This window comes from Azospirillum agricola, assembly GCF_020005195.1.
Lineage (GTDB): Bacteria > Pseudomonadota > Alphaproteobacteria > Azospirillales > Azospirillaceae > Azospirillum > Azospirillum agricola.
In genome coordinates this window covers 2,669,826-2,693,733 of sequence record NZ_JAIFZR010000005.1, presented here as the reverse complement: position 1 = coordinate 2,693,733, position 23,908 = coordinate 2,669,826, and the positions used below count along the sequence as shown (strand labels likewise).

Annotated in this window: 26 protein-coding genes; 4 read left to right on the top strand and 22 right to left on the bottom strand. The window is 64.0% G+C overall.

The features are described 5' to 3' along the window. Nucleotides 1-457: 457 nt before the first annotated feature. Nucleotides 458-1,219, top strand: coding sequence for a hypothetical protein (locus tag JN22_RS27800; protein WP_143268511.1), 762 nt, complete (start codon nucleotides 458-460; stop codon nucleotides 1,217-1,219). 72 nt (nucleotides 1,220-1,291) lie between these two features. On the opposite strand, the gene JN22_RS27795 is transcribed toward JN22_RS27800, so the two are convergent. The 10 genes from JN22_RS27795 to nusG all read right to left on the bottom strand — a co-directional run bounded on the left by JN22_RS27795 (nucleotide 1,292) and on the right by nusG (nucleotide 10,249). Further along, nucleotides 1,292-1,591, bottom strand: coding sequence for a hypothetical protein (locus tag JN22_RS27795; protein ID WP_085556962.1), 300 nt, complete (start codon nucleotides 1,589-1,591; stop codon nucleotides 1,292-1,294). Nucleotides 1,592-2,310: 719 nt separating this feature from the next. Beyond that, nucleotides 2,311-3,426, bottom strand: a complete 1,116-nt coding sequence (locus JN22_RS27790) for a hypothetical protein (protein ID WP_143268509.1) — start codon at nucleotides 3,424-3,426, stop codon at nucleotides 2,311-2,313. A gap of 429 nt (nucleotides 3,427-3,855) precedes the next feature. Next, nucleotides 3,856-5,448, bottom strand: coding sequence for a terminase large subunit (locus tag JN22_RS27785; protein WP_085556961.1), 1,593 nt, complete (start codon nucleotides 5,446-5,448; stop codon nucleotides 3,856-3,858). Beyond that, entirely contained in the window at nucleotides 5,420-5,800 is a 381-nt protein-coding gene (locus JN22_RS27780; protein ID WP_223677914.1) for a phage terminase small subunit P27 family, read from the bottom strand. Before JN22_RS27780 ends, JN22_RS27785 begins: the two co-directional genes overlap by 29 nt. Before the next feature lie 116 nt (nucleotides 5,801-5,916). Beyond that, on the bottom strand, nucleotides 5,917-6,300 hold the full coding sequence (locus JN22_RS27775) for an HNH endonuclease signature motif containing protein (protein WP_223677913.1): 384 nt from the start codon (nucleotides 6,298-6,300) through the stop codon (nucleotides 5,917-5,919). A gap of 9 nt (nucleotides 6,301-6,309) precedes the next feature. Then, nucleotides 6,310-6,735 carry a hypothetical protein gene (locus tag JN22_RS27770; protein ID WP_085556959.1) on the bottom strand — a complete coding sequence of 142 codons (426 nt, stop codon included), beginning with the start codon at nucleotides 6,733-6,735 and terminating at the stop codon, nucleotides 6,310-6,312. A gap of 13 nt (nucleotides 6,736-6,748) precedes the next feature. Further along, a complete protein-coding gene (locus tag JN22_RS27765) occupies nucleotides 6,749-7,939 on the bottom strand; it encodes a phage major capsid protein (protein ID WP_085556958.1) in 1,191 nt (396 codons plus the stop codon). Beyond that, complete coding sequence (locus JN22_RS27760) at nucleotides 7,940-8,476, bottom strand: HK97 family phage prohead protease (RefSeq protein WP_085556957.1); 537 nt, start codon at nucleotides 8,474-8,476, stop codon at nucleotides 7,940-7,942. Further along, nucleotides 8,460-9,686, bottom strand: coding sequence for a phage portal protein (locus JN22_RS27755; protein ID WP_085556956.1), 1,227 nt, complete (start codon nucleotides 9,684-9,686; stop codon nucleotides 8,460-8,462). The genes JN22_RS27760 and JN22_RS27755 overlap by 17 nt, the downstream gene beginning before the upstream one ends. Continuing rightward, the gene (nusG, locus tag JN22_RS27750) at nucleotides 9,680-10,249 is read right to left on the bottom strand and encodes a transcription termination/antitermination protein NusG (protein WP_085556955.1); all 570 of its coding nucleotides are present in this window, start codon (nucleotides 10,247-10,249) and stop codon (nucleotides 9,680-9,682) included. The genes JN22_RS27755 and nusG overlap by 7 nt, the downstream gene beginning before the upstream one ends. A gap of 460 nt (nucleotides 10,250-10,709) precedes the next feature. Between nusG and JN22_RS27745 the strand changes: the two genes are divergently transcribed. Then, on the top strand, nucleotides 10,710-11,906 hold the full coding sequence (locus JN22_RS27745; protein WP_085553231.1) for an IS256 family transposase: 1,197 nt from the start codon (nucleotides 10,710-10,712) through the stop codon (nucleotides 11,904-11,906). A 38-nt stretch (nucleotides 11,907-11,944) separates the two neighbouring features. Here JN22_RS27745 and JN22_RS27740 read toward each other — a convergent pair whose 3' ends face one another. The 10 genes from JN22_RS27740 to JN22_RS27695 all read right to left on the bottom strand — a co-directional run bounded on the left by JN22_RS27740 (nucleotide 11,945) and on the right by JN22_RS27695 (nucleotide 19,673). Further along, nucleotides 11,945-14,044 (bottom strand): AAA family ATPase, encoded by a 2,100-nt coding sequence (locus JN22_RS27740; protein ID WP_179166243.1) that lies wholly within the window; start codon nucleotides 14,042-14,044, stop codon nucleotides 11,945-11,947. 2 nt (nucleotides 14,045-14,046) lie between these two features. Then, nucleotides 14,047-14,523: a hypothetical protein gene (locus JN22_RS27735; protein ID WP_179166242.1), complete on the bottom strand. Its 477-nt coding sequence runs from the start codon at nucleotides 14,521-14,523 to the stop codon at nucleotides 14,047-14,049. 348 nt (nucleotides 14,524-14,871) lie between these two features. After that, a complete protein-coding gene (locus JN22_RS27730; RefSeq protein ID WP_143268505.1) occupies nucleotides 14,872-15,252 on the bottom strand; it encodes a hypothetical protein in 381 nt (126 codons plus the stop codon). A 1-nt stretch (nucleotide 15,253) separates the two neighbouring features. Next, the gene (locus JN22_RS27725; RefSeq protein ID WP_085556953.1) at nucleotides 15,254-16,636 is read right to left on the bottom strand and encodes a tyrosine-type recombinase/integrase; all 1,383 of its coding nucleotides are present in this window, start codon (nucleotides 16,634-16,636) and stop codon (nucleotides 15,254-15,256) included. A 253-nt stretch (nucleotides 16,637-16,889) separates the two neighbouring features. After that, a complete protein-coding gene (locus JN22_RS27720; RefSeq protein WP_179166241.1) occupies nucleotides 16,890-17,369 on the bottom strand; it encodes a tyrosine-type recombinase/integrase in 480 nt (159 codons plus the stop codon). Further along, nucleotides 17,353-17,952 (bottom strand): hypothetical protein, encoded by a 600-nt coding sequence (locus JN22_RS27715; protein WP_179166240.1) that lies wholly within the window; start codon nucleotides 17,950-17,952, stop codon nucleotides 17,353-17,355. Before JN22_RS27715 ends, JN22_RS27720 begins: the two co-directional genes overlap by 17 nt. Next, the gene (locus tag JN22_RS27710; RefSeq protein WP_179166239.1) at nucleotides 17,942-18,544 is read right to left on the bottom strand and encodes a hypothetical protein; all 603 of its coding nucleotides are present in this window, start codon (nucleotides 18,542-18,544) and stop codon (nucleotides 17,942-17,944) included. Before JN22_RS27710 ends, JN22_RS27715 begins: the two co-directional genes overlap by 11 nt. Then, the gene (locus JN22_RS27705; protein ID WP_085556951.1) at nucleotides 18,541-18,723 is read right to left on the bottom strand and encodes a hypothetical protein; all 183 of its coding nucleotides are present in this window, start codon (nucleotides 18,721-18,723) and stop codon (nucleotides 18,541-18,543) included. The genes JN22_RS27710 and JN22_RS27705 overlap by 4 nt, the downstream gene beginning before the upstream one ends. A 323-nt stretch (nucleotides 18,724-19,046) precedes the next feature. Beyond that, nucleotides 19,047-19,343 carry a hypothetical protein gene (locus tag JN22_RS27700; RefSeq protein ID WP_085556950.1) on the bottom strand — a complete coding sequence of 99 codons (297 nt, stop codon included), beginning with the start codon at nucleotides 19,341-19,343 and terminating at the stop codon, nucleotides 19,047-19,049. Between the two features lie 3 nt (nucleotides 19,344-19,346). Further along, nucleotides 19,347-19,673 (bottom strand): hypothetical protein, encoded by a 327-nt coding sequence (locus JN22_RS27695; RefSeq protein WP_143268497.1) that lies wholly within the window; start codon nucleotides 19,671-19,673, stop codon nucleotides 19,347-19,349. A 97-nt stretch (nucleotides 19,674-19,770) separates the two neighbouring features. Here JN22_RS27695 and JN22_RS27690 point away from each other — a divergent pair, with 97 nt between their 5' ends. Beyond that, nucleotides 19,771-20,079: a hypothetical protein gene (locus JN22_RS27690; RefSeq protein ID WP_085556948.1), complete on the top strand. Its 309-nt coding sequence runs from the start codon at nucleotides 19,771-19,773 to the stop codon at nucleotides 20,077-20,079. A gap of 268 nt (nucleotides 20,080-20,347) precedes the next feature. Continuing rightward, nucleotides 20,348-21,613, top strand: coding sequence for a calcium-binding protein (locus JN22_RS35050; protein ID WP_179166238.1), 1,266 nt, complete (start codon nucleotides 20,348-20,350; stop codon nucleotides 21,611-21,613). A 65-nt stretch (nucleotides 21,614-21,678) separates the two neighbouring features. Here the strand turns inward: JN22_RS35050 and JN22_RS27680 are convergent, their stop codons facing one another. After that, complete coding sequence (locus tag JN22_RS27680) at nucleotides 21,679-22,572, bottom strand: Rha family transcriptional regulator (RefSeq protein ID WP_143268489.1); 894 nt, start codon at nucleotides 22,570-22,572, stop codon at nucleotides 21,679-21,681. A gap of 790 nt (nucleotides 22,573-23,362) precedes the next feature. Next, complete coding sequence (locus JN22_RS27675) at nucleotides 23,363-23,764, bottom strand: helix-turn-helix domain-containing protein (RefSeq protein WP_179166237.1); 402 nt, start codon at nucleotides 23,762-23,764, stop codon at nucleotides 23,363-23,365. Nucleotides 23,765-23,908 lie beyond the last annotated feature (144 nt).

Below are 23,908 nucleotides of genomic sequence, written 5' to 3'. Positions count from 1 at the left end.
GCTGATCGCGCGGCAGGCTGAAGGGGAGACTGGCCGCACCCCGGATATATCATTCATCCGGCGGGGCGTTGAACCGGATACCGGGGCCACCTTCGCCTTGATACGGGCCAGCGGGGACGAACACGATCCCAGCCGCTTCAAGGGCCGCGCGGATCGTTTCCAGAGTCCTTGGATAGATGCTCTCCCCGCGCTCTAGCCGAGTGATGGTTCCAGGGGCCACTTCTGCCAAGGCTGCCAAATCTCGAACTCCAAGGCCAAGCCCGGCACGAGCCATCTTGCATTGTTCCGGTGTCATCACAAACCTTATCACAGTGTGTCAAAGTTTCTATTGACTGTAATAGTCGGCGTTTGACACACTGTATCAATCTTGGCCCTGGAGGACAAGGCGACCGAATCGGGAGTTCGCACCTCCCGGTTCGGCCTAACCACAACCCGAGCTGTAGAGGAGCTACGGACCATGGCTGGTTCCGAGAATACCACGACTTTGCCCGGCTGCATCAACGGACTGCCCAAGCGCGGCACCCGGCCGGGCGCCCATCCCGACGCCGAACTGCTGTTCGCCTGGGACGCCTTCACCGACGCCGTGACGGCCTACCAGTGCGCCCCGGATGGCGAAGAAAGGCTCTACGAGGATATTGCTTTCAACATTGGTCTGCGCATCGAGGAATTCTGCCCGAAAACCATGGACGGGATGGCGCGCCAGCTCCGCTATTTGTTGACCAAGTACATCGACTGCGAAGACGCCTGGGAAGTCATCGTCTTCGGGAGCGACATGACGCCGGACCTGAAGGAGATCCTGGACAATGTTCATCACGCCGGAATGCTGTGGCGCATGATCGAATCAATTGACGGTCCGGCCGAACGTATCGCCCGCGCGGCGATGGGGCGGACCGGCGGATCGACCCTCATTCCGGGGCTGGGCGTGACCTTCTCCGCCGCCAGCGCCAAGGTGTTCGCCCTGCTGGGCGATTACCAAGCCGCCGTCAAAGACGGCGCCGACGATCCGCTGGATCATTTGGTGGTGGAAGCGTGCGAGATCCGGCGCGTGGTATTCACCACGCTGCCCCGGACCCCGGCCGATGCGCTGGCCGTGCTGAACCTGCTGGTGGACGGCGTCACCGGCCTGACCGATGGCAATTGGGTGGAGGCGCAAGAAGCCGCCGTGACCCTGCTGCGTGACTTCATGGTACGGCAGGTCGCCCCCGAACAGCGGGTGTAGACGTAGCGATTGGTCGGTGCCGCGGGCTTTCGTGCCTGCTGGCCGGTTCTCGGCACCGACTTTCTATTCAGCCTATCGGCGCTTTGCGTTCCAGGCGTCACGCCGCCGCTTCCGATCCGCTTCCTCCACATCTTGCTCGTAGGTTTCGATCACATAGCCGGACAACAGGTCCACTGCTTCGTCGAGGCGGCGGCGGTCCCATAGCTTACTGCCGCCATAGGTAATAGGACTAGGCCACATCCCATCCTCCATGCCCCGGCTAAAGCCATTGATGGTCAAGCCCAGGTAGGAGGCAGCCTGCGCACGTGTCAAAAGACGCGGCCAGTTTGGCAGACCGGCCATATCGGGATCGCGGGCCATTGGGGTCTTCATCAGTGCCCGGAGTTCCTTGGTCGGTCAATCTTCGACGTACTGGCATCGGTGTCCGGTGTGGATCCGATAATGTTGCAAGATGGTAGAGCCTTCGGCGTAGTTTGGTCGGGGGCCTTCCAACTCTATCGGGCCAAATTACTCTCTATGGATTCGGTCAGTTAGATAATATAAAGCAAGCATTGTTGTAACTAAGAGGTGTCCTATCCCCCCAGAGAATAGCGCAATGAAAATATTTTTGATAAGTATGTATGAGTGTGGCTCAACCACTTGCTTTAGAGAGGGGGATGATATCTTGACAATGGTTATTGTAACGAAAAGTATAAGGCTAAGGAAAGAAAGATATCCAAAAAGATGGCACAAAAACTCCCGTCTCGTCAGGGGTTTCCACCATTTTCTAGAGTACTGGTAAACAGGGATAGAAGGTGGGTTGGACCCTTTCATGACTTCGTCTAACCCAGGCCTCTGGAAAGTAGCAATAGCAGCAAGAGCTGCTACAAAAAATGCGATAAGAAGGGTAAGAACATCCTTAAAATCTTTCAAGACACCGTTATCGCCCAATAAGGGTGGCTTTACGGGCAGTGCGTTATATATGCCCAAGCCAGTTATCACAAAAATTATTGGTAATATTATATCGTAAACTTTCTTCTCCGGATGTGAAATCCTGAGATAGCGCATAGGGACGAACAAGCGTTTGATGGACGACCCAATGTGTCTGGGTCTTAGTTCCATAGGTCGTTGTTCTGAACGAGCCGCTTGATCTTGGCGACCGTCGGTTGGTGTATCGCCTCCCAGCACTGCTCAAGCTCCCTTTCAAATCCGTTTATAATCTCGTTGCGCGCGTAAACAGCCTCTGCCGCATCCATCATAGCAGTGTTCAAGCGAGCTGAAGATGTCTGTCCAGTCGCCGTTCGCCGTAATTTAATGTCCATTCTGGTATAGCGCAGATTCCTTGCCTTAACGAGAAGCCCGTTAAGCAAATTTACTGCGTTCTCTCCTAGCCTGTCACTTTTAACTCTCAACTCCATACGGCGTCGAATAGGCGTTACCTGATCGAATTCGTCAAACTCATCAATTACATCATCGCCAATAAGCTCAATCGTTGTAAGAGCATTTTCCTGAAGGTCCTGCCCGAGCTGCCGAGACATCTGAAGAGTTGAAGACATTTTGGGACGGTATGAACGTTGTTTTCTTTCTGGATCAATAAAAAGCCAGCGACCGCGATCCTCGTCCATTTTGACGCCCAGAGTGATGAGGCGATTTAGGAACGAGATAATCGCGTTGCGGCCAAGGCTCGGCATACGTTCAAGGGCGGCCCGATAGACGCCATTTTGCCGAGATGATCCAATAACTAAATGAGCAGAATAGCCATTTGATTCACCCGCCCGCGGCCGAGCAAACCGGATCCCCCGAGTGGTCGGATTTAAGAAGGCCGGGTTTGTTCCCTGAGCATCGCCAGCCTGGAAGAACAAGCTGACCGTCCCATCATCGGGATGGATCTCGATGTGTTGAAGGATTATGGCGTTGGCCCGCCCTGCTGGAGCACCAGCCGGTCGCTCTAGCACCGCGACCTCGGCCGCTGGCAGTGCCACGACTGGTACTGCAGGGTTTCCGATCTGTGGCAGATGCACTTCAGCTTGAGCGTCCGCTTCCTCTTCTTGCTGAACCTCATCGGCGCTGCGAATTTCGACAGCCAATCCCGCGTCCTTAACGCGTTGAAGGATAGCAGCGATTTCCCTAAAGGGTAACTGCCTTGCGCTTGGCGCAGCTTCAGCGGGAACGGCGCCGACAATGAGATTGAAGAGTAGCACTGTTCGCTCATTCACGCTGGGCGTCATCCGAACCCTCTGTAGGTCGATGCGAAATGGGCGGCTAAGTTCTGCAAAGCCGATAAGCAGATCATTAACAGCGCTACCATTGCGCGTCAACGACTGCCGGCTAAGTAGGGTATTTAGACCATTCTACAAATCTCTCGCCTATCAACCGTCTTGCGCTGTTTAGTCGAACATCTGGAGCATTCAAGTTGCCGCAGCCAAGGGATACCGCATGATGATCTATCCTCCATCGCGACCCTAACAGCTTGGACAGGTTAGGTGCAGTGGCTAAGCCGCCGGTGGCGAAGCTTCATCGCAAAACCCGCTATTCGCCGCCTTGCCCGTGAACCCCGACCGGCGCTATTGTTCAGAGCGGCCCGTGAAGACGGTTCGGCCGTTCAGTGGCGGGGGAACCTTAGTTCAGCACGCTCACGTCACGGGCCTCGCCTCCACTCAAATGAAGAACTCATCGTCTTCCACGTCCAGATCGTAGATCGAGCCGCCCGCCTCGCCGTGCTGCGCCAGCGACACGGCGATGGCGCAGGCCACCGCCCCGTCGATCCGGTCGCGCGCCTTGCCCTTGCTGAACAGCCGGTTGCCGGCCCGATCAGTCTCCACTTGGATGTTGTCGAAGCACCAGCGCAGCACCTCATGTCCGCCGTGCTGGAACTGGCGCCCGACGATGGCGCGCTCCAGCTCCTTGATGGCCGGCGCCATCGTCACCCAGCCTTGCCGCACCTCCACCGCCGGATAGCCGTCCTCCGACAGATTGTTGATGGTCGAGCGAGCAAGGTGCGGGTCGAGCCCGATAGACTGGACGGCGAATCGGTCGCACAGGTCGCGGATGCAGCCCTCCACCGCGCGAAAGTCCACCACGTTGCCCGGTGTCGGCTCGATCAGCCCATCCTCGGCCCAGCGGACATAGGGCGCCCCGTCCCGGTCCTGGCGGCCCCGCAGGTTGTCCGCCGGGCAGAAGAAGTGCGGCAGCACGGCGTAGCCATTGCCCACGCGCCAGCACGCCACCACCACCGTCAGGTCGCTGTTGCTGGAGAGGTCCACTCCCAGCCAGCACGGAGCGCTTTCCAGCGCGCCCAGGTCGAGCGGCGCCGCGCCCTCGTCGTAGACCGGCATTTCGACGAACGGATCCGTCGAGTGGTCGAGCCACACATTCAGGTGCAGTTGCCGGAACGCCTCGCGATCGGCCGGCCGGTTCTCAGCTTCGCGGGCGAGCTGGCGCAGGCCGTCCAGATCGGGGAAGCCGTGGACCAAGCCAGGGTTGGCGCGGAACCACACCCGCTCGTCCCGCCAGTCCGCATCCGCCGGCGTTTCGAACAGCACGGGCAGGGTGCCGGGGTCGTCGATCTCGCCGCGGGCGACCCGGCGGGCATAGTCGACGATGTCGTGGGCGACGTTCTGCTGGCCGCGCCCGGCGGTGGTGATGACGACGGATAGGGAGCCGGGCACCTTCACCAAGCCGGTGCGGATCACGTCCCACAGGTCGCGCTTGGGCCAGGCGTGCAGCTCGTCCACCAGGGCGAAGGTGGGCGTCGTACCGTGGGAGCGCGCCGCGTCGCAGGAGATCGCCCGGAGCTGGCACCCGCTCTTGGGATGCTCGATGCGGTGCCGGTAGTCGATGAACCGCAGCACCTTCTCGATGCGCGGATCCTCCCGGCAGATGCCGGCGGCCTCCTCGAAGCCGATGCGGGCTTGCTCGCGATCCGACGCGGCGAACAGCGCCAACCCGCCGGGCACCCGCTCGGGGCCGATGGTGTGCAGCAGCCCCAAGCCGGCGCCTAGGCTGGTCATGCGGCCACCGCGCGGCAGCAGCATGACGACGTTGCGGACGATCCGCCGGCCGTCCGGGTGGCGCGGGCCGTAGATGCGGCGGACCAGGCGCTCTTGAAAGCCGTGAAGCTGGAAGCCGCGCTTGGGCAGGGTCGATTTCGGGTGGCGCAGCACACGCAGGAAATCGATGGCGCGTTGCCCGTAGCCCAGCGGGTCGGGAATGTCGGAGCCGTCAGAGATCCAGGTCGGATAGGTCGTCATCGCTGGTGTCCGTGGGAGCGGCCTTGTTGCGGCTGGCCGGGGTCAAGCCCAGCTCGGCCGCCAACCGGCGGCTTTCGGTCAGGGCCTGGAACATGGTTTGGAACGCGGGGTGGCGCCGCACCTCGCCCTTGGCGCTGGTGATGGTGTCGCCCTCGGTGGCAAGCGTCGCCTGCATGCGGCGCACGGTACCGGCTGCGAGGCAATACGCCTCCAGCATGGGCAGGTCTTCGCGCGTCACCGTCTTGCGGGCGCGCAGGCCCGGCACGACGCGGCGCCATTCGGCTTTCGCCTCGATCGGCAGCCAGGACGGCGCGGGCGGCAGCCGGGCCAGCCCGCCGTCGATCGCCTTCAACTCCGGTTTCCGTCCACGCACCGTCCGTCCTCCTTTGCCCATTTGCTCAATTCGGTTCTCTCGGGCGCGTGACTGCCCCTCCGGTCCCGGCCCCATGGGTTGAAATTCAGAACCCCCTACCCCCTATCGGCAACATCCTGTCTTTTTGTTGCAGGCCGGGCGAAGGCACCTTGGTCCCGGCCCGTCCGCTGCGAGTGGTGCGGCTTGCAGAAGCCCCGCAGGTTGGACCACGACAGCCGCAGCTCCGGCCGGTCGGCGATGCTCTGGACATGATCCACCTCGGTCGCGGGCTGGCTGCACCCGGCGGCACAGCAGGCCGGATGCGCAGCCAGGAAGTCCTTGCGCACGCGGCGCCACGCGCCGTCATAGCCACGCGCCGCCGCGGATGGGCGGTGCTGGTCCGCCCGCGCCCGCGACTCAGCGGCACACTTCGGGCAACGCTGGCCCTCGTAGATCCCGTGTTTCAGCAGCGGGCACAGCTTGGGAATGGCGCGTGGCATGGCGGAACCTCAGGCGGGCGGGTTGGCGGTGGGAGCGTTGACCGGGTGACCGAGGATCGCCACGGCCCCCAGGTTCGCGGCGCTGGCGTTGCCGGCCGGGGTGACGGTGAGGCGCTGGTACCGCTTGCCCCCGACGTAGCCCAACTTGCGGGCCTTGCCGTCGTCGGCGTGGGTGAAGCCGGCCAGGGCCTCGGTGCCCACCATCAGCGCGTCGGGCACCTCCTCCGCGTCCGACAGGTTCGCCGCGTCGCCGTGCTCCAGCTTCACGGTGAAGGTGGCGTCCGCATCGGCCAGCGTGCCGGTGAGGATGACGAAGGTCACGGAGCTGAAGCCCAACCGGTCGACGATGGCCGAGACGATGGGCGTGTTGTCGGTCGGCGCCGTGCCCGGCGGGATGACGGTGACGGGGTGGATGTTGTTCAGCAGATCGCGCATGTTCCAGTCCCCCTCAGTTCGCCGCGATGCGCAGCTTGCGCAGGGCTTCCGACTTCCGCACGTCGCCGGCCACCCGCTTGCGGGCGTGGAAGCGGCACTTGCCCTTGGTGCGCTGGGTCAGGTCGTCGCGCAGCAGGGAGAAGCCCACCCGGTCGAACACCCGGTAGCCCTGCGCGAAGTCGCCGAACACCAGGGGCACGGCGCCGCCGGCCACATCCGGCAGGTCGGGCAGCTCTACCACCGGACGGCCCAGGATGGTGGTGACAGGCGAGCCGGCCAGCCCCGACATGGACAGCAGGTATTCGCCCCCGGTGGTCTTCAGCTTACGGATCGACCCGAGCGTGGTGGAGTTCATCCCCCACACGGCGTTGGTGCGGTAGGGCGACGGCAGGGCGTGGAACAGGTCGATCAGCGAGTCGGCGGTGATCTTCGCCGCGTCGCCGCTCGCCACGGTCGGGATGGTGGTGTCCGACATGAAGCCCATGGGGCGCTTCACGCCGTTGCCGGTGACGAAGGCTTCGCCCTCGGCCTGGCCGAACTCTTCCGCCAGGTCGGCGGCCAGCTCGCCGAAGATGTCGACGGCGGCGTCCTCCAGGGTGGAGAAGGACACGTCGATGAAGGCGGTCAGCTCCTTCACCTCGTAGGCGGACTTGCCGTAGCGGCTGCCGGTTTCGGAGTTCTCCCGATCCTCCAACTCCTCCACCCACGTTGCGGTGGGACGGCCGATGCGCTTGGGCAGCTCCACCGAGCCGCGCGCCGTGCTGCGCACCGTGGCGAGCTGGCGCACGGGCGACCACAGCACGATGTTCTTGTCCACCTCGGCGATGAACTCGGACGGGGCGAGGTAGCCGGCGCTGGGGTCGTCACCCGTGCGCAGGGTCCGCACTTCGGTCAGTTCCATGACGGCGGTGCCGCCGCGCAGATAGTTCTCGAAGGAGCGACGCTCGATGCCGCCGCCCTCACCACCCTCGTTGCGCCGCTCGGTGCCGCCAGCGCCCGGCCGGCGCAGCACCGTCTCGGTGCGATCCTGGCGAGAGCGGATTTCGGCCAGCGCCGTGTCCATCTGCCCGAAGCGCTGGTCCACTGTGGCGGTGAAGCCCTCCACGGCCGAACGGATTTCGTCCAGGCCCGCCGCCCCGCCTTCGGTGCCGGCGTCGCCCTCGTCGCGGGTTTCCCAATCGGCCCGCGTCTTCATCGTCTGCATTCACTGTCCTCCGAGTTGCGCCGCACAGGCGCGGATGAACGCGGCAAGCCCGGCCGCTCCGGGGGCGGCACCCGCCGCCGACTTCACGCTCAGAACCCGCGCGTCCCGATTGCTCGGCAGCGCGACCAAGCTCACCTCCACCAGTTCCACGTCCTGCAGCACCCGGCCGCCGCCCGATGCCCGCACCGCGCGCCGCGTCCGGAAGCCGATCGACAGCCCGTCGAGCGCACCGGCCCGCATCAGGTCGCGGGCTTCCTGCCCCCTGCGGGTGGAGAGGATCAGCCGGCCGCGCACCTTCAGCCCGCGCGCGTCCTCCTCCAGCCCCTCCCACACGCCGATGGGTTCGGCCGGGTTGTGCGCCCACAGCATGAGGACGCGGCGCTGGCCGTTGCGGTGGGCGGCCAGGGAGGCGGCGAAGGCACCGGGCGCCACCGTGTCGCCGTAGCTGTCCTTGACGCCGTAGACGCTGGCGTAGCCCTCGAAGCTGCCGGCCGGGTCCGCCTGGAAGCGGGTTTCCAGATCACGCCGCCGGAGCATCGGCCGCCCCCTTGCCGGTGGTGGTCGGGGCCGGCGCGGTGTTGACCGGCCGCATGAACGTTTCGCCCCCGGCGTACGGTGGGCGGTTCTCCATGGCGCGGGCCTCGTTCGGGTTCAGGATGCCGGCGGAAATCGCGCTGCTCATCGCCGTGAAGCGGGCGGCGATGTCGGCGCGGGCCAGATCGTCCACCAAGAACTCGAAGTAGAGGGTTTCCCGTTCCTCGGGCGTCAGCAGGGTGATCGCCATGGCGTCGCACCACAGGCGCAGGATCGGCAGCATGCAGAAGGTGAGGAACTGTTGCCCCATGCTCTCCGCGTTGGCGTGGGTGGCGCGATCCATCTCGTTGACCAGATGCAGCGGCACCCGCCAGAAGCGGCTCACCTCCTCCACCTGAAAGCGGCGCATCTCCAGGGTTTGCGCATCCACGCTGTTCAACTGGACCTGTTGGAAGTCCATGTCCTCGCTCAGGATCATGGTCCGCTTGCCGGTCACGCCCTGATAGAAGTTGGAGAACATGGCGCGGACCCGGCGGAACTGGTCTTCGTTCAGCCGGCCCTTGACTTTCAGCAGCCCGGACGGCTTGGCGCCGTTGCCGAACAGGGAGCCGCAGTGATGCTCCAGGGTGAGGGACAGCCCGATGGCCTCCCGGCCCAGCGTGACGGGCGAGGCGCCCTTGTGGACGTCCAGCCCGACGCCGCGGATGTGCAGGATCTCGGAGCGGTCGTACTCGCGGGCGGGCAGCGCCGGGTTGCCGGTGGCGACCATGTAGATCGGCGCCATGGTGCGCGGGTCTTGGCGAACGGAGACGGTGCGGGGGTCGAGCGGGATGAGCTCCACCACCCGGCCGGCGGCGTCGCGGTTCACGAAGGCGTAGGCGTTGCCGTGGGTGGCGAAGTGAGTTCCCAGCACCAAGCGGAACTCGCTGGCCGGCGTCCAGTCGTTCGCAGCCTTGGTCACCAGGGCGTAGAGGGGATGGTCGGTGGCGCGCTCCCGGTCATCGCCCTTGCGGCGGTACAGGTGCGGCGTCAGTTGCTCGATGGTTTCGGCAATCACCTTGATGCAGGCGAAGGAAACCGAACAGCGCATGGCGGCCTCGGGCGAGACGGACACCCCCGCAGCGGTGGGCAGCGCGCCGCCGGTTAGCACCTCGTAACCGTCCGCACTCTTGCGCTCCACGCCCCGGAACAGGTCCCTGATTCCCTTCAGCATGCCAGCCGCTCCAGTTCGTCGACGGTGCTGGCGGGTACCGCAGGTTCGAGGTGTTGGGCGCCTATGGACACCACCGTCGAACGACCGAGCACATCGAGGAAGACCCGTGCCGTCTCTCCGGACCCACCGGCGAACTGGCCAATGAAATCGCGGAACGGTCCCTCCAGCACCTTGAGCGGCTGGTTCGGTTTCCACTGGGCTACGCGGGCGCCAGGGATCAGGTTGACGGCGCCGCCATCGGCGTCACAGCGGCTCTTGACCAGACGCAGCGCCAGCGCTGTCACGCGGCTGGGGATGCCACCAACGCCGCGAAGGATGAAGGCCACACCCGGCGTGCTGGCGATGGGGTGGAACGGCTGTTCGAGATGAACCCCGACGAACACATACCGGCCGAACAACGGGCGGTGTGCGGCCTCCTTCACTCCCCGGCGGGTGCGCTCCTCCAGCACCATGGGGAGGAACACGCGGAAGCCCCGCCGCTCAAGGCACTCCTTGGCCTGTTGCTGGTGGCCGGGCTTGGAAACCACGGCGAACCATTCGCAATCGGAAAACAGGTCGCTCATTGCCGGGCCTGCGAATCGGGTTGGCAGTTCGGCCACCCTACGCGCGACTCGGGAGATAATCAATATTTAGTGTTGTTGACCTATACGTCAATACTACATAATGAAATTTTGTGGTTCTGAGTGGGTAGGGCCTTAGGACGCCCGTGAGACACCAGGACACCCCTTAGGGGTGTGTCCTGTCCTGTCTCATCAAACGGGAATGGACATGTCTTACCGATGTCCTGCCCTGTCTCATGTCTCATCACGCCTCCCCGAGCGAGGTCAGTGAGACCAGATCGCGCTCCCGCATGATGTACCCGGGGTCGCGTCCCGGTGAGTGGTGTCCGAACGTGAGGCTGGCCCGCCGGAGCGCTCCCCCCTAGCTGGCGCAGGCGGGCCAGCCGTTCGGAAGCAGGCGGTCACCGTGTGTCTTCGGTAAGTTGAGGTTGCTTGACGACCATCAACTGTGACGGAGACCACGATGACCGAGGACAGGATCGCTCTTCAGGACCTGATTGGGAAGAGCGCCGACGCTGACTTCCTGCGCGAGATGGTCGGTTTCGCCGCCCAGCGGCTGATGGAACTGGAGGTCGAAACCTTGTGCGGCGCCGGTTACGGCGAGCGCACGGACGAGCGGCAGACCAAGCGCAACGGGTATCGCGAGCGGAGCTGGGAAACCCGCGCCGGGGCCATCGACCTTCGGATCCCCAAGCTTCGGCGCGGCTCCTACTTCCCGGCCTTCCTGGAGCCACGGCGCACGGCGGAGAAGGTGCTGGTCGCGGTGATCCAGGAGGCCTACGTGCAGGGCATCTCGACGCGCAACGTCGATGACTTGGTCAAGGCGATGGGCATGATCGGCATCTCGAAGAGCCAGGTCAGCCGCCTGTGCCAGGACATCGACGAGCGCGTCCAGGCGTTTTTGAACCGGCCGCTGGAGGGTGACTGGCCCTTTGTGTGGCTGGACGCCACCTATGTCAAAGTGCGCCAGGACGGCCGCATCGTCTCGGTTGCCGCCATACTCGCCATCGGCGTCACCACCGATGGCCGGCGCGAGGTGCTGGGGCTCGGTCTCGGGCTGTCGGAAGCCGAAATCTTCTGGAGCGAGTTCCTGCGCTCCTTGACGCGCCGGGGGCTGCGCGGAGTGAAACTGGTGATCGCCGATGCTCATCTCGGGCTGAAGGCCGCCGCTTCCAAGGTGCTGGGCGCGACACTCCAACGGTGTCGTGTTCATTGCATGAGGAACCTCCTGGCCTGCGTCGGCAAGGCGCACCAGACGATGGTCGCCGCCACCATCCGCACCGCCTTTGCCCAGGAGACCGCCCAGGCCGCCCACGAGCAGTGGCGACACGTCGCCGACAGCCTGCGGCCGCGCTTCTCCAAACTGGCCGCCTTGATGGACGAGGCCGAGTTCGACGTGCTGGCCTACATGGCCTATCCCAAGGACCTGCGCACCAAGCTGCACTCCACCAACCCCTTGGAACGCCTGAACGGCGAGATCAAGCGGCGCACCAATGTCGTCGGCATCTTCCCATGCGAAGCCGCCGTCACCCGACTGGTCGGCGCCCTGCTGCTGGAGCAACACGACGAGTGGGCTGTATGCCGACGCTACATGACCATGGAAAGCTTGGCCGTGCTGTGCAACCCTGCGGGCGACCCGCTTGTCATCTCAGCGGAGTAAACCGGCAGCCTCAGCGCGCCGAGGAACACGAAGCCTCCTCAGACACCACACCCCGGGGCACGATCGTACCCGGCGCTCTCCAACCGCTTCGCAGCGCGATCAAATGTCTTCGCCCGGCTGCTCTCGGCCAGCGCGTCGCCGAAACGGGCGTAGGCTTTGTGGCGCCATGCTTCGCGCTTGACGGCCCGTCCCCCGCCGGACGCCTGCACGGTGTCCTTGTCGGTGCCGATGAGCGCTTGAAGGGCTTCGAGGGCTTCCTGCTCCCTCGGCGACAGCTCACTGCCCGTATCGTCGAATTCGCCGTGAAGATCGCACAGGGGCACGAGCGTGCCGATCGGGTTCCCGCCTTCGTCAGCCAAGCCGGTCTCGATTGTCTCTAGCTTGAAAGCAACCTTGGCGCCGCTTTCGGCGTCTTTGTGGCGCTCTACCTCCAGCGTGACACGTCGGGCGGCGGCCTCGCCGTTCGCCTTCAGGCGAGTGTCGAAGCTGCCCCAAAGGTCCGTGGAGCCGCGTGACCTGTTGGAGTCTCCCCAGCCCGTATGGGTGATGAACAGCACGCAGGTAGACGGAAAGACACGGCGCACGGTGTCCAGTAGTGGGGCAACATCCTCGTCAGAACTGTCCGTGCCGGTCATGCTGCGCTTGAGAACATCGACGCAAATGACGACAGGTGGTTTGCCGAAGCAGGCATTGGCCGTTCTTTGGAGCTTTTCAGCGTCCGCGGCTTTGGACAAGGTGACCGGAACCGTGATGACGCGGAATGGCGGGTCGGCATCAAGGCGATTGTGGTGCCGGTGCCATCCCGGCACCCGCTGGCGCACGACACCATCGCCCCCCTCCAGAGCCAGATACAGGACGGGGCCTTGGGCGACGCGGTGTCCATGCCAGGGTATGCCGTTGGCAACGCACAGGGCCATATCGATCGCGATGAAGCTCTTGAAGGCGTTGGACGGGCCGAAAATCACCACCAAGCCGCTTTCCGGTAGCCAACCCTCGATGCGCCACCGAACCGGCCGCAGTTGGGACGCAAGGCAGTCAGCGAGAGACAAGGCGGGGAAGGTGTCCGAAGGAGCCTTTGGCAGCAGGTCCGTCAGATCCTCGGCCGGCAGCTCGTCGAACTCGGTGGCCGCGACCGCGAAGCCGCATTCCTGGGCGACGTCGCGCACATAGCCCCAACCGACCTCGAACGGCGCCTTCATGCGCTCCCAGTCGCTCACGACCTCGATGGGATCGTTGCCCGCGATGGTCGCGTTGCCCTCCCATCGGCAGGCCCACTCCTCCCAGACCTCCAGGGCCCGATCGGGATCGTCCGCCCCGGCCGCCTTGATGGCGCAGCCCATGCGCAGATAGTCGGTGCGGCTTGGGAACCGCTCGTTGTCGTTGGGGATGGTGGCGACGGCGGCGGCCAGGGCGTCGAGGCTGGGCGCCTGCAGGTCTTCCTGCACGATGGCCTCCCGATCCGTCACCGCGTCGCCCGAGCCCTCCCAGCGCAGGTCCGTGCAGCCCCCCATGGTTTCGAGCAAGTAACGCATCTCGACCATAAAGTCGTCCACCTGGGCGAGCGTGATGGGAGAGAGGGCGATAGCGTCGCGTTCTGCCGGATGTGCGTCCCAGGTGTAGGGCTTGCGCGTGACGGGGTGCATGCCCTCGACGACATACTGCTGCCCGTGGCCCAGTACCTCGACGAGGTGGTCGCGCCCGTCCGGCCCCTTGAACCACAGCCGGCGGCGGGTCATCGGGGCCTGATCGTCGGCCAGCCGGTAGACCAGCAGCAGCTTGGGCGCCCGGCCAGTGCGCGCGGGTGCAGGGCCGAGGTGCCGATCCGCCAGCCCTTGGATGAAGTCGCGGATCTCGCGGTCCGTCACGTCGATGTCGATCGCTGGGAATCGGGTGGCGCGCAGGCCCAGGTTGGCGCCGTGGCCCTCCCAGGTCGCGGCGTCCTCTGCGGTGGTTTCGTGCTTCATCCAATCGAAGCCGTACCAGCCGTGGCGCCCGTGCAGGCCGGGCACCTTGCCCCGATCTTCTAAACGGAGTTTCGTGCGGTTGGACAACGGAGCGCCAGGGGGCACGACGGACACGAGGTCGCGGAACCCACGTTTCCACCAGAGAGCATAAGGAACCGTCAGCATCGTCGACATGCTCATGCCCTTCCCGATGAGCGGGCGTAGGACGCGACGTTCGGAGTGCTCACCAGCTTGTCCGCGGCGGGCGCATGCCTGCCGGCGAACGCAAGCCATTCCCGTTCTGTCTCGGGCCGGCATTCGACCAGGACCACCCGGCCGCCGGCGGCGGCGAGTTCCGCGGCGCGGGCATAGATCCCGGCCTGAATGTTCGCGGCGTTGATGCCGACGTGCGTGGCTCCGGCCAGAACACGGCGCAGGGACTTGGAGTGGAAAGCCGCAGGCCCCAGCGTCTCGAACATGTCATCGCCGACGAGGAGCACGAAGGGCCGAGCCGCCGGTGGCGGGTCAAAACGTCCGGCATGCTGGAGCACGGTGCCGAAGAAGATGCGATGATGGGCCGCCGCCAGGACGAGAGGCTTGAGGTGCGGGTGGGTGACGTCGGCTAATTCCAGGAGCTTGGCGCGCGACATCGGGAACACCGGGCTGGGGGTCATCGCCCAGAACCCCTACGGATCTTCGGGTTCCGCTGAACCTCTCGACCGGCGATCCAGCGACGACACGAATCAATGTTAAAGTAAATCCGCCCGCCGACTTTCACATAGGGCAGTCCATCCGGCTGGTTTCTCAGTCGATCGACAGTGCGATCCGAGCAACCAAGCGCCCCTGCAATACCCTCTTTGTCGGCGTAACCTTCAAGAATGCCGGACAGAGTTTTCATGTTGGTCGATCCCCTCGCTGAATTGATCAAGCGAGGACAGAATTGCGCCAACGTTCGACAAGTGTGTAGGTCTAGATTGTAATAGGGAAATAGACTACTGCTAGCGCAATTCACCGTAAATTCGCTAGCGCTTCTCCCAGCGTAGTGCGGCGTAGTGTGCCACGCTCAATTGATTGAACCGAGCATCGATTTCACCTTCTGTAGCGTCAGATCCGAGTTCTTCCTTGGCGCGTAATCTCAGCGTGCTTCCTACTGAATCACCAAATTCCTTGCATAGTGCTTCAAGACGTTGCGCTTCTTTCTTCCGTCTTTCCCACGTTGCGTTAGGCAATGGGCGAGGGCCCCGGCGCTTCTCTGGAAGAGGAATGGCGCTCGGGATATCTATATCACTCAGCATGTATTTCATGATGAGCGTAGAAAATGCCTCTTTTGTTGCATCATCGGGAGCATTTTCCGAAAGCCAACTGACTGCTTCAATAAAATCCTCTGCAACCATGTTGGGCATCTCACGCACCCCGCTTCAAAGGAATCACGTTGGCGCCCGGCCCGGCCGACACGCCGCTTACCAAGGCGCCGACACGTTCGGCGGCAGCCCGCAACGGATCATCGAACAGATGGGCATACCGCTGGGTGGTCGATGCCTGGGTGTGTCCGAGCAACGCGCCGATCAGCGGCAGCGACGCGCCCGAACTGACGAGGATAGACGCGAAGGTGTGGCGCAGGTCATGCACCCGCACGTCGGTCAGCCCCGGCGGCAGCTTCACCTTCTGCATCTCGGCCAGTTTCACCACCTCCGCGTAGCTCGGCATCCGCGGCGCGGCGTTGGCCCCCGCCGCCCGCTCGGCTGCCGCGACCAGTTCGGCCACCAGCCGGCCGGGCGCCGTGTCGGGTGCCGCCGCCCACATGGCGACGGTCGCGCGCTGTGTCACAGACGTCCAGCTCTTCTGGATCTCCGATTGGGGGCCTTCACCTGTTGGGCTGGGGAACAGGAATTCGCTGGGGGCCTTTTTGTCCTCTGTGGCTTTCCTTTCGGCCTCGCCCAGCATCGCGGACAGCAACGCCAGAGACGGAGCGGACAACGGGGCGCGATGCTCCTTCCGCTGCTTGGTGTGTGCCGATGGCTTCACCCATACCCCGGCCTTGAGGTCGAACATGCTCCAGGTCGCGGCCAGGACCTCGGTGCGACGAGCACCGGTCAGCATGAGGAGGCGGATAGCGTTTGCACTGGCTGGCTCCGGATGGGAAGCCAATGCATCCAGAAGAAACGCGATCTCTTCCGTCGAGAGATACCGGGCGCGCTTGTTCTCGTTGTTCCGTTCGATGCCTTGTGCGGGGTTGTCGGCCCTGATTCCCAACTTAATCGACCAACTAAAAAGCTTTGAAAGCACGGCGACAACACGATTGGCTTGAATTGGTGTGCGCTTGCTTACCTCTCTATGGATAGCATCAATGTCGGCGTGCTTTATTTCTTCTGCTTTCCTGCTGCCGATTTTCGGAATGACGATATTGTCAAATATCAAAGTGTATTGCTGAACGGTGCTTGGGCGCTTTCGCGGTAGATAGTCTTCCTTGAATTTCTGAACCAACTCGGCGACGGTTGGGGCCGCGCGGTGAGCCTCGCGCTCAGCCAGCGGATCCTCGCCGCGGTCGATCCGCTGCTTGAGGGTCTTCGCCTCATCTCGTGCAGCGGCCACGGACCAATCGGGGAAAGAGCCTATGGTGATCCGGCGCTCCCGGCCGGCTGTCCTGTAGTTCAGCACGAACGCTTTAGCGCCCGCCGCCGTCACCCGAACACCAAAACCTTTCACTTCCGCATCATAGGCCACGCGGTTGCCGCTGGCCGGGGAGGGGAGGGCTTTCACTGTTCGATCGCTGAGCTTGTCCGCCATATCAAAAGGGTCCTTACCCGGCCATTCATGTCCGCATTGTGTCCGCACACGACACGGCTTTAGCTGGCGGAGTGTGGCGCTCTTTGTCATTTTCAGTCAACAAAATATCGAGCAATAGCAACGTGTCTGCGCTGCTCTTGCATGCGGACACAGGTTTTTCAAGGCGTTAGGGAGAGTGCTCGAAAAGGACTTTTAATCATGTGGCCGTGGGTTCGAATCCCACCCGGATCACCATTTTTTAGACTCGGGGCGACTACGATTTAGACTCATCGTTCTCGCCTCGTTTCCTCCAAGCCCTCCGCTTCTCCTGTCCACCTTCGGACATGGCCCGCTCCGGGACCACGTAAACCGACACGACATTGCGCGATTTGTGCCCTGTCTGCGCCCTGATCTGGTCGTCGGTCGCCCCCGCCTGCCCAAGCTCCGTCGCCGCCGTCCGGCGCAGATCCCGGAACTGAAGGTCATCGGGAAGGCCCGCCAGCTTCCGGAGCCGGGTGAACTCGTGTGAGAAATACATCCGCTTGTAGGGTTGCCCCGTGGCCTCCGCTATGACGACCTGAACCCCCGTCCGCTTCACGGTGGCGAGTCGTGCGCGCATTTCGGGCGATACGGAGGCCACGACCTTGGCGGCGGTCTTGCTCTGCTGGACCATGAAGGCCGTGCCGTCGTACTGCGTCCAGGTAAGGCTGAGGATGTCCGCCTGCCGCTGGCCGGTGTCATAGGCCAGTTCCACCGCAAGGGCTATGCTGTCGCGCCCCTCCTCGGTTGTCCTGCGCCCCCGGCAGCGCGGCCGCCGTGGTGTCCAGCTGGGTGGTGAGGGCGGCGCAGAATGCCTCCATCTGCACGACGGTGATGTGAGGGCAGACCAAGCGGCAGATGTCGTAGTCGGAGGCCAGTAGATCGACGCCCGAGGCACGAAAGGCGTCGACAATCGGTCGCGCCTTCTCCAAAGCCTCCCGCATGCGCTGCCGGTCCTTCTCGGAGGCGGCAAGGGCGGCTTCGGCCTGGGTGGCGCGGGCCTCGGCGGCTTCACGCGCTTTGTTCGCCGCCGCCGCCTTGGCTCGCACACGCTTCGTGACGATGCTCGCGTTGCGCGGATCGCGCTCGTACCGGAGTTCATCCACCTCAGCCTGAAGGCCGCGGGCTCGCTCTAGCACCGCCGGTAGGTCGTAGGTGTCCTTCCCCCGCAGGATCACGTTGCGGGCTTCGGCTCGTTGGGCGCGCTCCATCGCGTTGGCAGTATCACTGCGCACGATCCGCAGTTCCTCGGTCAGCGCGGCGACGCTCTCCGGTGTGTCGTGTGCGTCATGCTGCACGGGCGGTCTCCTGTCTGGCGTCCAGGCGGGCCTGGATGGCGTCGACTGTGGCTTGAGGGAGTTGGGCGGCGCGGCGCGCGGCGGGGTCCGGGTGCCAGCCCCATATCCATTTGTCGCGGCCCTTGCGCCCGGTGCGCTGGTCGGTGGACGACGAGCCGCGAGCAAAGGCGATGCGCGCCCAACCATCGTGGCGGTAGAGGTCGCCGCTGTGCAGCAGGGCGTCCTGATAGCTGATGCCCCACTGGTAGCCGCGCGCGGCGCTGATGGCCGGATAGACCGACATGCGCCACAGCCGGACGGCGACCCTGCACCAGTCCGGGGCGATGGCGCAGACCCGGCCAAGCTCGAATGCCTCGGCGCGGGACAGGCCAGCTGCGCAACGCGGCGTCATCAGCGCGCAGGATGCCGTGACGGCGACGAGCCGCCCGTCGTGGCGCAGGCCGAACAGCCATTGGTCGCCGTAGTCGGGCCGCGTCCACGGCCCCATCTTGTGCTCCCAATCGGTCAGGCAGCGATTGAGGTCGTCCAGGTCGATGACGTCGAAATCGACCAGCGGCGGGAGGAGCGACAGCGCCTTGTCGTGTGCGGTCACGGCTGGGGCTCCTGGCTGGCGGTGGGGTGCGGCCGGAACCGGCTCGGCGCCCAGTCGCAATAGGTGTCGGTGGCGTCGTGACCGAACATGGCGGAGCAACGGCGGATGTGGGCGCAGTCGCCGCAGGTGGTGCCCGCCGGAAGCGTCGTGCCGCAGGTGGTCTCGGTGGTCGTGGGCATGTCAGGCTCCCTCACGGGCGCGGTTTCCCCACGCCTTAAAATCGGGGTTTCGAAAGACGGGCTTCGCGGCGGGTCGGTCGGCGCAATCCAGAGCGACGGTCGCTCGGTCCAAGCGGGCCGAATAGATGTGCTGCCCTGGTGGCGCCGCCTCGATCTCTGCGCCAAGTGGATCGATGACGTGGACCCACACCTTTTCACCGATCCACTCATCTGGGCAGCGCCACCAAGACCGGCCGAAAACAAGGTTCCGTCTCGCCGAACCAGCCGCATGCCGCCCAGCGTGAAGCCGTCCGGCGCCTTGATGTCGTTGTTGCGACGGTGTCTCACGGCTGCTCCCCCTCACCCTGTGCCTGCCGGAGGGCGCGGACGCCGTTCTGCCGGTGGGCCATTTCGATGATGCGCGGGACGGCTGCGCGCATGGCTTCGGCCTCCGCATCGTCTAAAGCCCACTCCTCCGCCCAAGCCCGGAACTCTGTCTCTTTGCAGTACGGGCAGGGCGGCCGGATAACGTCCGGCTCGATGCCGTCGCTGTCCGGGTCATAAAGGTAGCCGTCGCCGAAGCAATCGGTGTGGTCGTGGTAGGCTGGGTTCAGGCAGTCGATGCTGTGGACGTTGCACATGGCTCAGCCCTCCCCCTTGGCGGCGCGCAGAGCGGCGTGCGCCTTGATGGCCGCGTCGGTCTGGGCAACGCTCGTGCTGACCGGGTGCGCCTTCATCATGGTGGTCAGAGCATCGGTCAGCGCCTCCACCACCGCCTCTGGGGCGGGGACAGCGCGGGCGGCGGCGAGCACGCGGAGGTGCCCGAGGTTCAGCGGCGACGGATCGTCCGCGTCTTCGGGCTCGTCTTCCCCTTCCGGCACCAGCATGGAAAGGGGCGTGCTGTCCGGCCAATGAGCCGGGGTGCAGGAAACGAACTGCCGCGCTGCCTCCTGCACCGCGTCGGCGGTCACGTCCAGGGAGGGCTGCGCCTGCAACGCCGCGAGATAGGCGTCCGCATGCCGGAGCCGCCGCGCGTCTGGCGCGCCGCAGCTCGGGGAGCCGGCCCGGATGCGCTCCGGGCGGGAGGGTCAGTCGCAGGAGGACGACCCGCTGTCGCTGCTGCTCGACCCGCTGCCGTCGCTGCTGCTGGACGATGAGCAGGACGACGACGTGTCGCTGATGCTGTGGTGGATCGCGGTGCCGGTGAGGAAGTCGGTGGCGTCCGGGGCGCTGCTGGCCGAGCGGGCGCCGCTGGCGCTGCGCGCCGGGCTGGCCGACGGCCTGGCCGAAACGCTGGTACGCCGGATCGCCTCGTCACGCTCCCGGCGGCGAAGCCCCTCGCGCCGCGCATCCTCGGCGTCGCGCAGATCCTTTTGAACGTCCGGCGGAGAGAACCGCCCGGTAAAGTGATTGCCCATGTTCTTCACCTCGGGGGAAGGCCCCGACGCCGACGCGCCGGAGAGTTTCACGGATCCGCACACGAACGGGAGGGGTAGGGGCGCCCGTTCGGGTGGGGTGAGGCGGATTATGAATGGGGTATGAATGCCCCGTAAAGGGCTTTTTTGCCCCGATACAAAAAAGGGATGCCCCGGTCATACTCGCGACGGTGGCGCTCGGGGCGCCAAAAAAGCTTGGGGGATGGATCGTGGCCGCTTTTGATGAGGCGTACTACTTAAGGCAATATCCGGACGTCGCGGCGGCTGTCCGCGCAGGAGCTATACCGTCCGGCCTACATCACTTCACGCTCTGGGGCGCAGCCGCCGGACGCCAGGGATCGGCGACGCTCGAATACAGCGAGAGCTACTACCTTGCGCAGCACCCCGACGTGGCCGCCGCTGTGCGTGCTGGAACCTATGCCAGCGGCTTCGCGCATTACCAGCAGTGGGGTGCTGCTGCCGGATGGGCCGGGAACTCGATCTCGACCTTTGACAGCGCGTTCTACCTGGCCGAAAATCCGGATGTGAACGCCATCGTTGGTCGAGCTGAAGGCGCGCCGCAACAGCACTTCATTACCTACGGACAAATCGAGGGTCGGGCGGCCAACGCCGCCGACTTCAACGAGTCCTACTATCTCGCCGCGCACCCTGATGTGGCCTCTGCGGTTGCAGCCGGGGTCTTTGTATCGGGTCAGCAGCATTACGAACGCTGGGGCGCGGCGGCGGGCTGGGCAAAGAACGGCTCGGCGTTCGACAATAACGCCTATTATCTGGCCCATCCCGACGTTGCGGCAGCAGTCCGCGCCGGCTCGATCAGCAGCGGCTACCAGCATTTCGTGCTGTGGGGGCAGGCGGCGGGCTGGGAAGGGACCTATACGGGCCGCACGATCAATATGACCGGTGCGGCTCTATCGGAAAGCCTGACCGGATCAGCCGGGAACGATGTGCTGACGGGCGGGAGCGCAGCCGATTACCTCCAGGGCGCAGCGGGGAACGATCTGCTGTCCGGCGGCTTGGGCAATGACGTACTGGACGGCGGCACGGGCGCCGACACGCTGGTTGGCGGCGTCGGCAACGACATTCTGTATGGCGGACGGGGCGGAGATACCCTGACCGGAGGGACGGGCGCCGACACGTTCGGCTATTTCTCGATTGCGGATCTCGACGAGCGGACGGCGCTTGTCCTTCAGGCGGGTTTTGCGCCGAACGAAGTCATCACCGATTTCAGTGCAGCGGAAGGCGACAAGATCGACATCTCGCGCCTGACGGGCGGCTCGCCAATTGTCTTCATGGGGACGGCGGAATTTGTCTCGGCGCCTGGTGTGCCGCAGGTGCGCTACGACGTCACGACGGGGACCAATGGTGTCGAGGCGCGCGTCTTCGTGGACACCAATGGCGACCGCATCGCGGACGGCGTGCTGTCCGTCTGGGGGGCAACCAGCTTGTCGGCGAGCAACTTCGTGCTGAGCTACTGACCCTCCCGTATTGTCGATACCCCAGCCCGCCCGGAGCGATCCGAGGCGGGCTTTTTCGTGGGCGGTCAGGCGGCGCCGCGCTTCTTGCGGCTGTTGCTGTTGGCCGCGCGGGGGTGCGCGTCATTGGCGGGGCGGGGCGCCTTGGTCTTCCGCTTCTTGGCGGGCTGGCCGGCGAACAGGTCGCCTTGCGGGGCGAGGCTGGCGTTGTGAGCCGCCACCCACGCATTCCCCGTGGTCGTCATGAACTCGCGGGCGAAGTCGATGGGGAACAGCGTCACGCCAGTGTGCGGGCAGTCCGTCACGCCCTTGACGCCCGTGGTCGCGGCCAGCTTCATGAGCGCATTCCGCACCCGGCGGTTCAGGCTGTTCCGGCCCTTGGAAAGCGCCCCGGCTTGGTCCATCAGCTGCCGGACGGAGATCAGTGCCAGCCCGGCCACGCGGCCATCGGCGGCGAGCGCGAGGTTGGTCACGCCGCTCGCGAGCGCTTGCAGCGTGTTGGCCAGTTCGGCGACCGTCCGCTCCAGGCCCGTCACCTTGCGCGCCAGCATGCGCGCGATCCCGTCCGTCCGGCGGGCCAGTTCGTCAGCATCAGCCGACAGCAAGCCCTTCTCGTAGGCATCGAACCGCTCGATGATCTCAATGGTGATGTCGGTGGCGTTGACGGTTTCCGACTTCGCCGTGATGAAGATCGCCTGCTTGCGGTTCAGCATGAACGCTGTCGCCGAGGCGCCACCTAACCCATTGTTTTCCGGAGTAAGTTTCACGGTGGAACGAACCCCGAGCGCATCCAGACTCGAAAGGTGCCGCTTGATCAGGTTGCGAATCATGCGTGGCTCGGCGAACCCGAGGCGAGATGCAAGATCGGTATCGAGGATGCGCGCCTCTCCTTCGACCGAGGCAACGGTCAGGGTGGCATTGCTGGAGGAGGCCGGTGTAATCTCGGAACTGGTCGTGATCATTCGTCTTTCGTGGTTGTGACCCGGACGCCGCCCAACGGCGCCCATGAAGCGGCGGCCACCATCCGGTGCGCCGCCGTTCTCATTTCTCGGATCGTGACACGAGCCGTATGGACGGATCAACCGCCGCCACCTGATCGCCCGGCGTGCATGCGACAGGGCGCCGCATGGGACGGCAACAATTCGTAACAATTTCCCGACGCTGAAATTGCACTGAACACGTTGGATTGCGCCGCTTTGTGTGCAATATACATACCCCAATATTCAAGTATTGTTACAGGTGCAAAACACGGCAATGGCTGCAAGATCACCCATTGGTGTGTAATATGTCGTCCATCACCTTGAAAGACAGGGTGACGGCGGGTCGGCTTCCGGGGGGGCTGCCAACCGCTTTAGCTACTGAGTCCGCGCTTCCACGCGACGCCCTTCAACCGTCATGCATCCTGCCGCAATTGGCCGATTTGCATACGGTGATATGTCGCCTTGGAGCCGTCATGACCAGTCAGTGTTTTCCCTCACCTTGCCCGTCACTCGGCCTTAACCGCCGTTCGCTGCAACGCGACGCGTCGGAAACGGGTGGCGACATATAATTTCCTATTTTGCGCCTATCAAAGGAATTTGTTCCTATAAAGAGCGCTCGGAGCGGCGCGCCTGCGGGGAGGGTGTGATGTCTGAGGTGGTAGCGACGAACAGCCCGGAAGGGGCATCAAAAGCGATCGACGATACAGGGCGGCCTTATGGTCGCGGCTGTCGGGGCATCAGAAAAGAAAGGTAATCGACATAATAGAAACGCTTATTCGTCTTCAGGAGAAAGCAAGATCTCCATGATCTTGATTGTTTTCAACTTGGTTGATTTGTTCAGTTTTTCCCATAGTTCGGAAAATTTACGGTCAATTTCATTTTCATCGCCAATGGTGAGATCATCGATATTTTGCGTAGAAGTGCCCGCCTTTCCTTTGCCCTCATCCTTGTCGTGGCTTGGTTCGTCAGGGTCGCCGGTGAGGTCGGACACCTTGCAATTAAGGGCCTCAGCGAGAGCTTTCAGAGTGTCGATGCGAGGGTTTTTGCTTAGACCGTTCTCAATCTTCTTCACGAGAGAGTCATTATCCCCCACCAACAGCGAAAGACCTCGTTGAGACAGGCCGGCCGCCTCGCGGCGTCGACGCAGTTCTTGTTGGACGTAGTTCAACTCCATGGCGGGGCAAATATGCCACGGGCCAGGGGCATCAGTATCGGGGCAAATTGGCCCTTGCTTATGGGGCATAAATACCCCATAAGCAAGGGCTTATGAAGACCCGCTAACATGTGCTCTCAAGCATCACAAGGTTCCTTGCCGAGA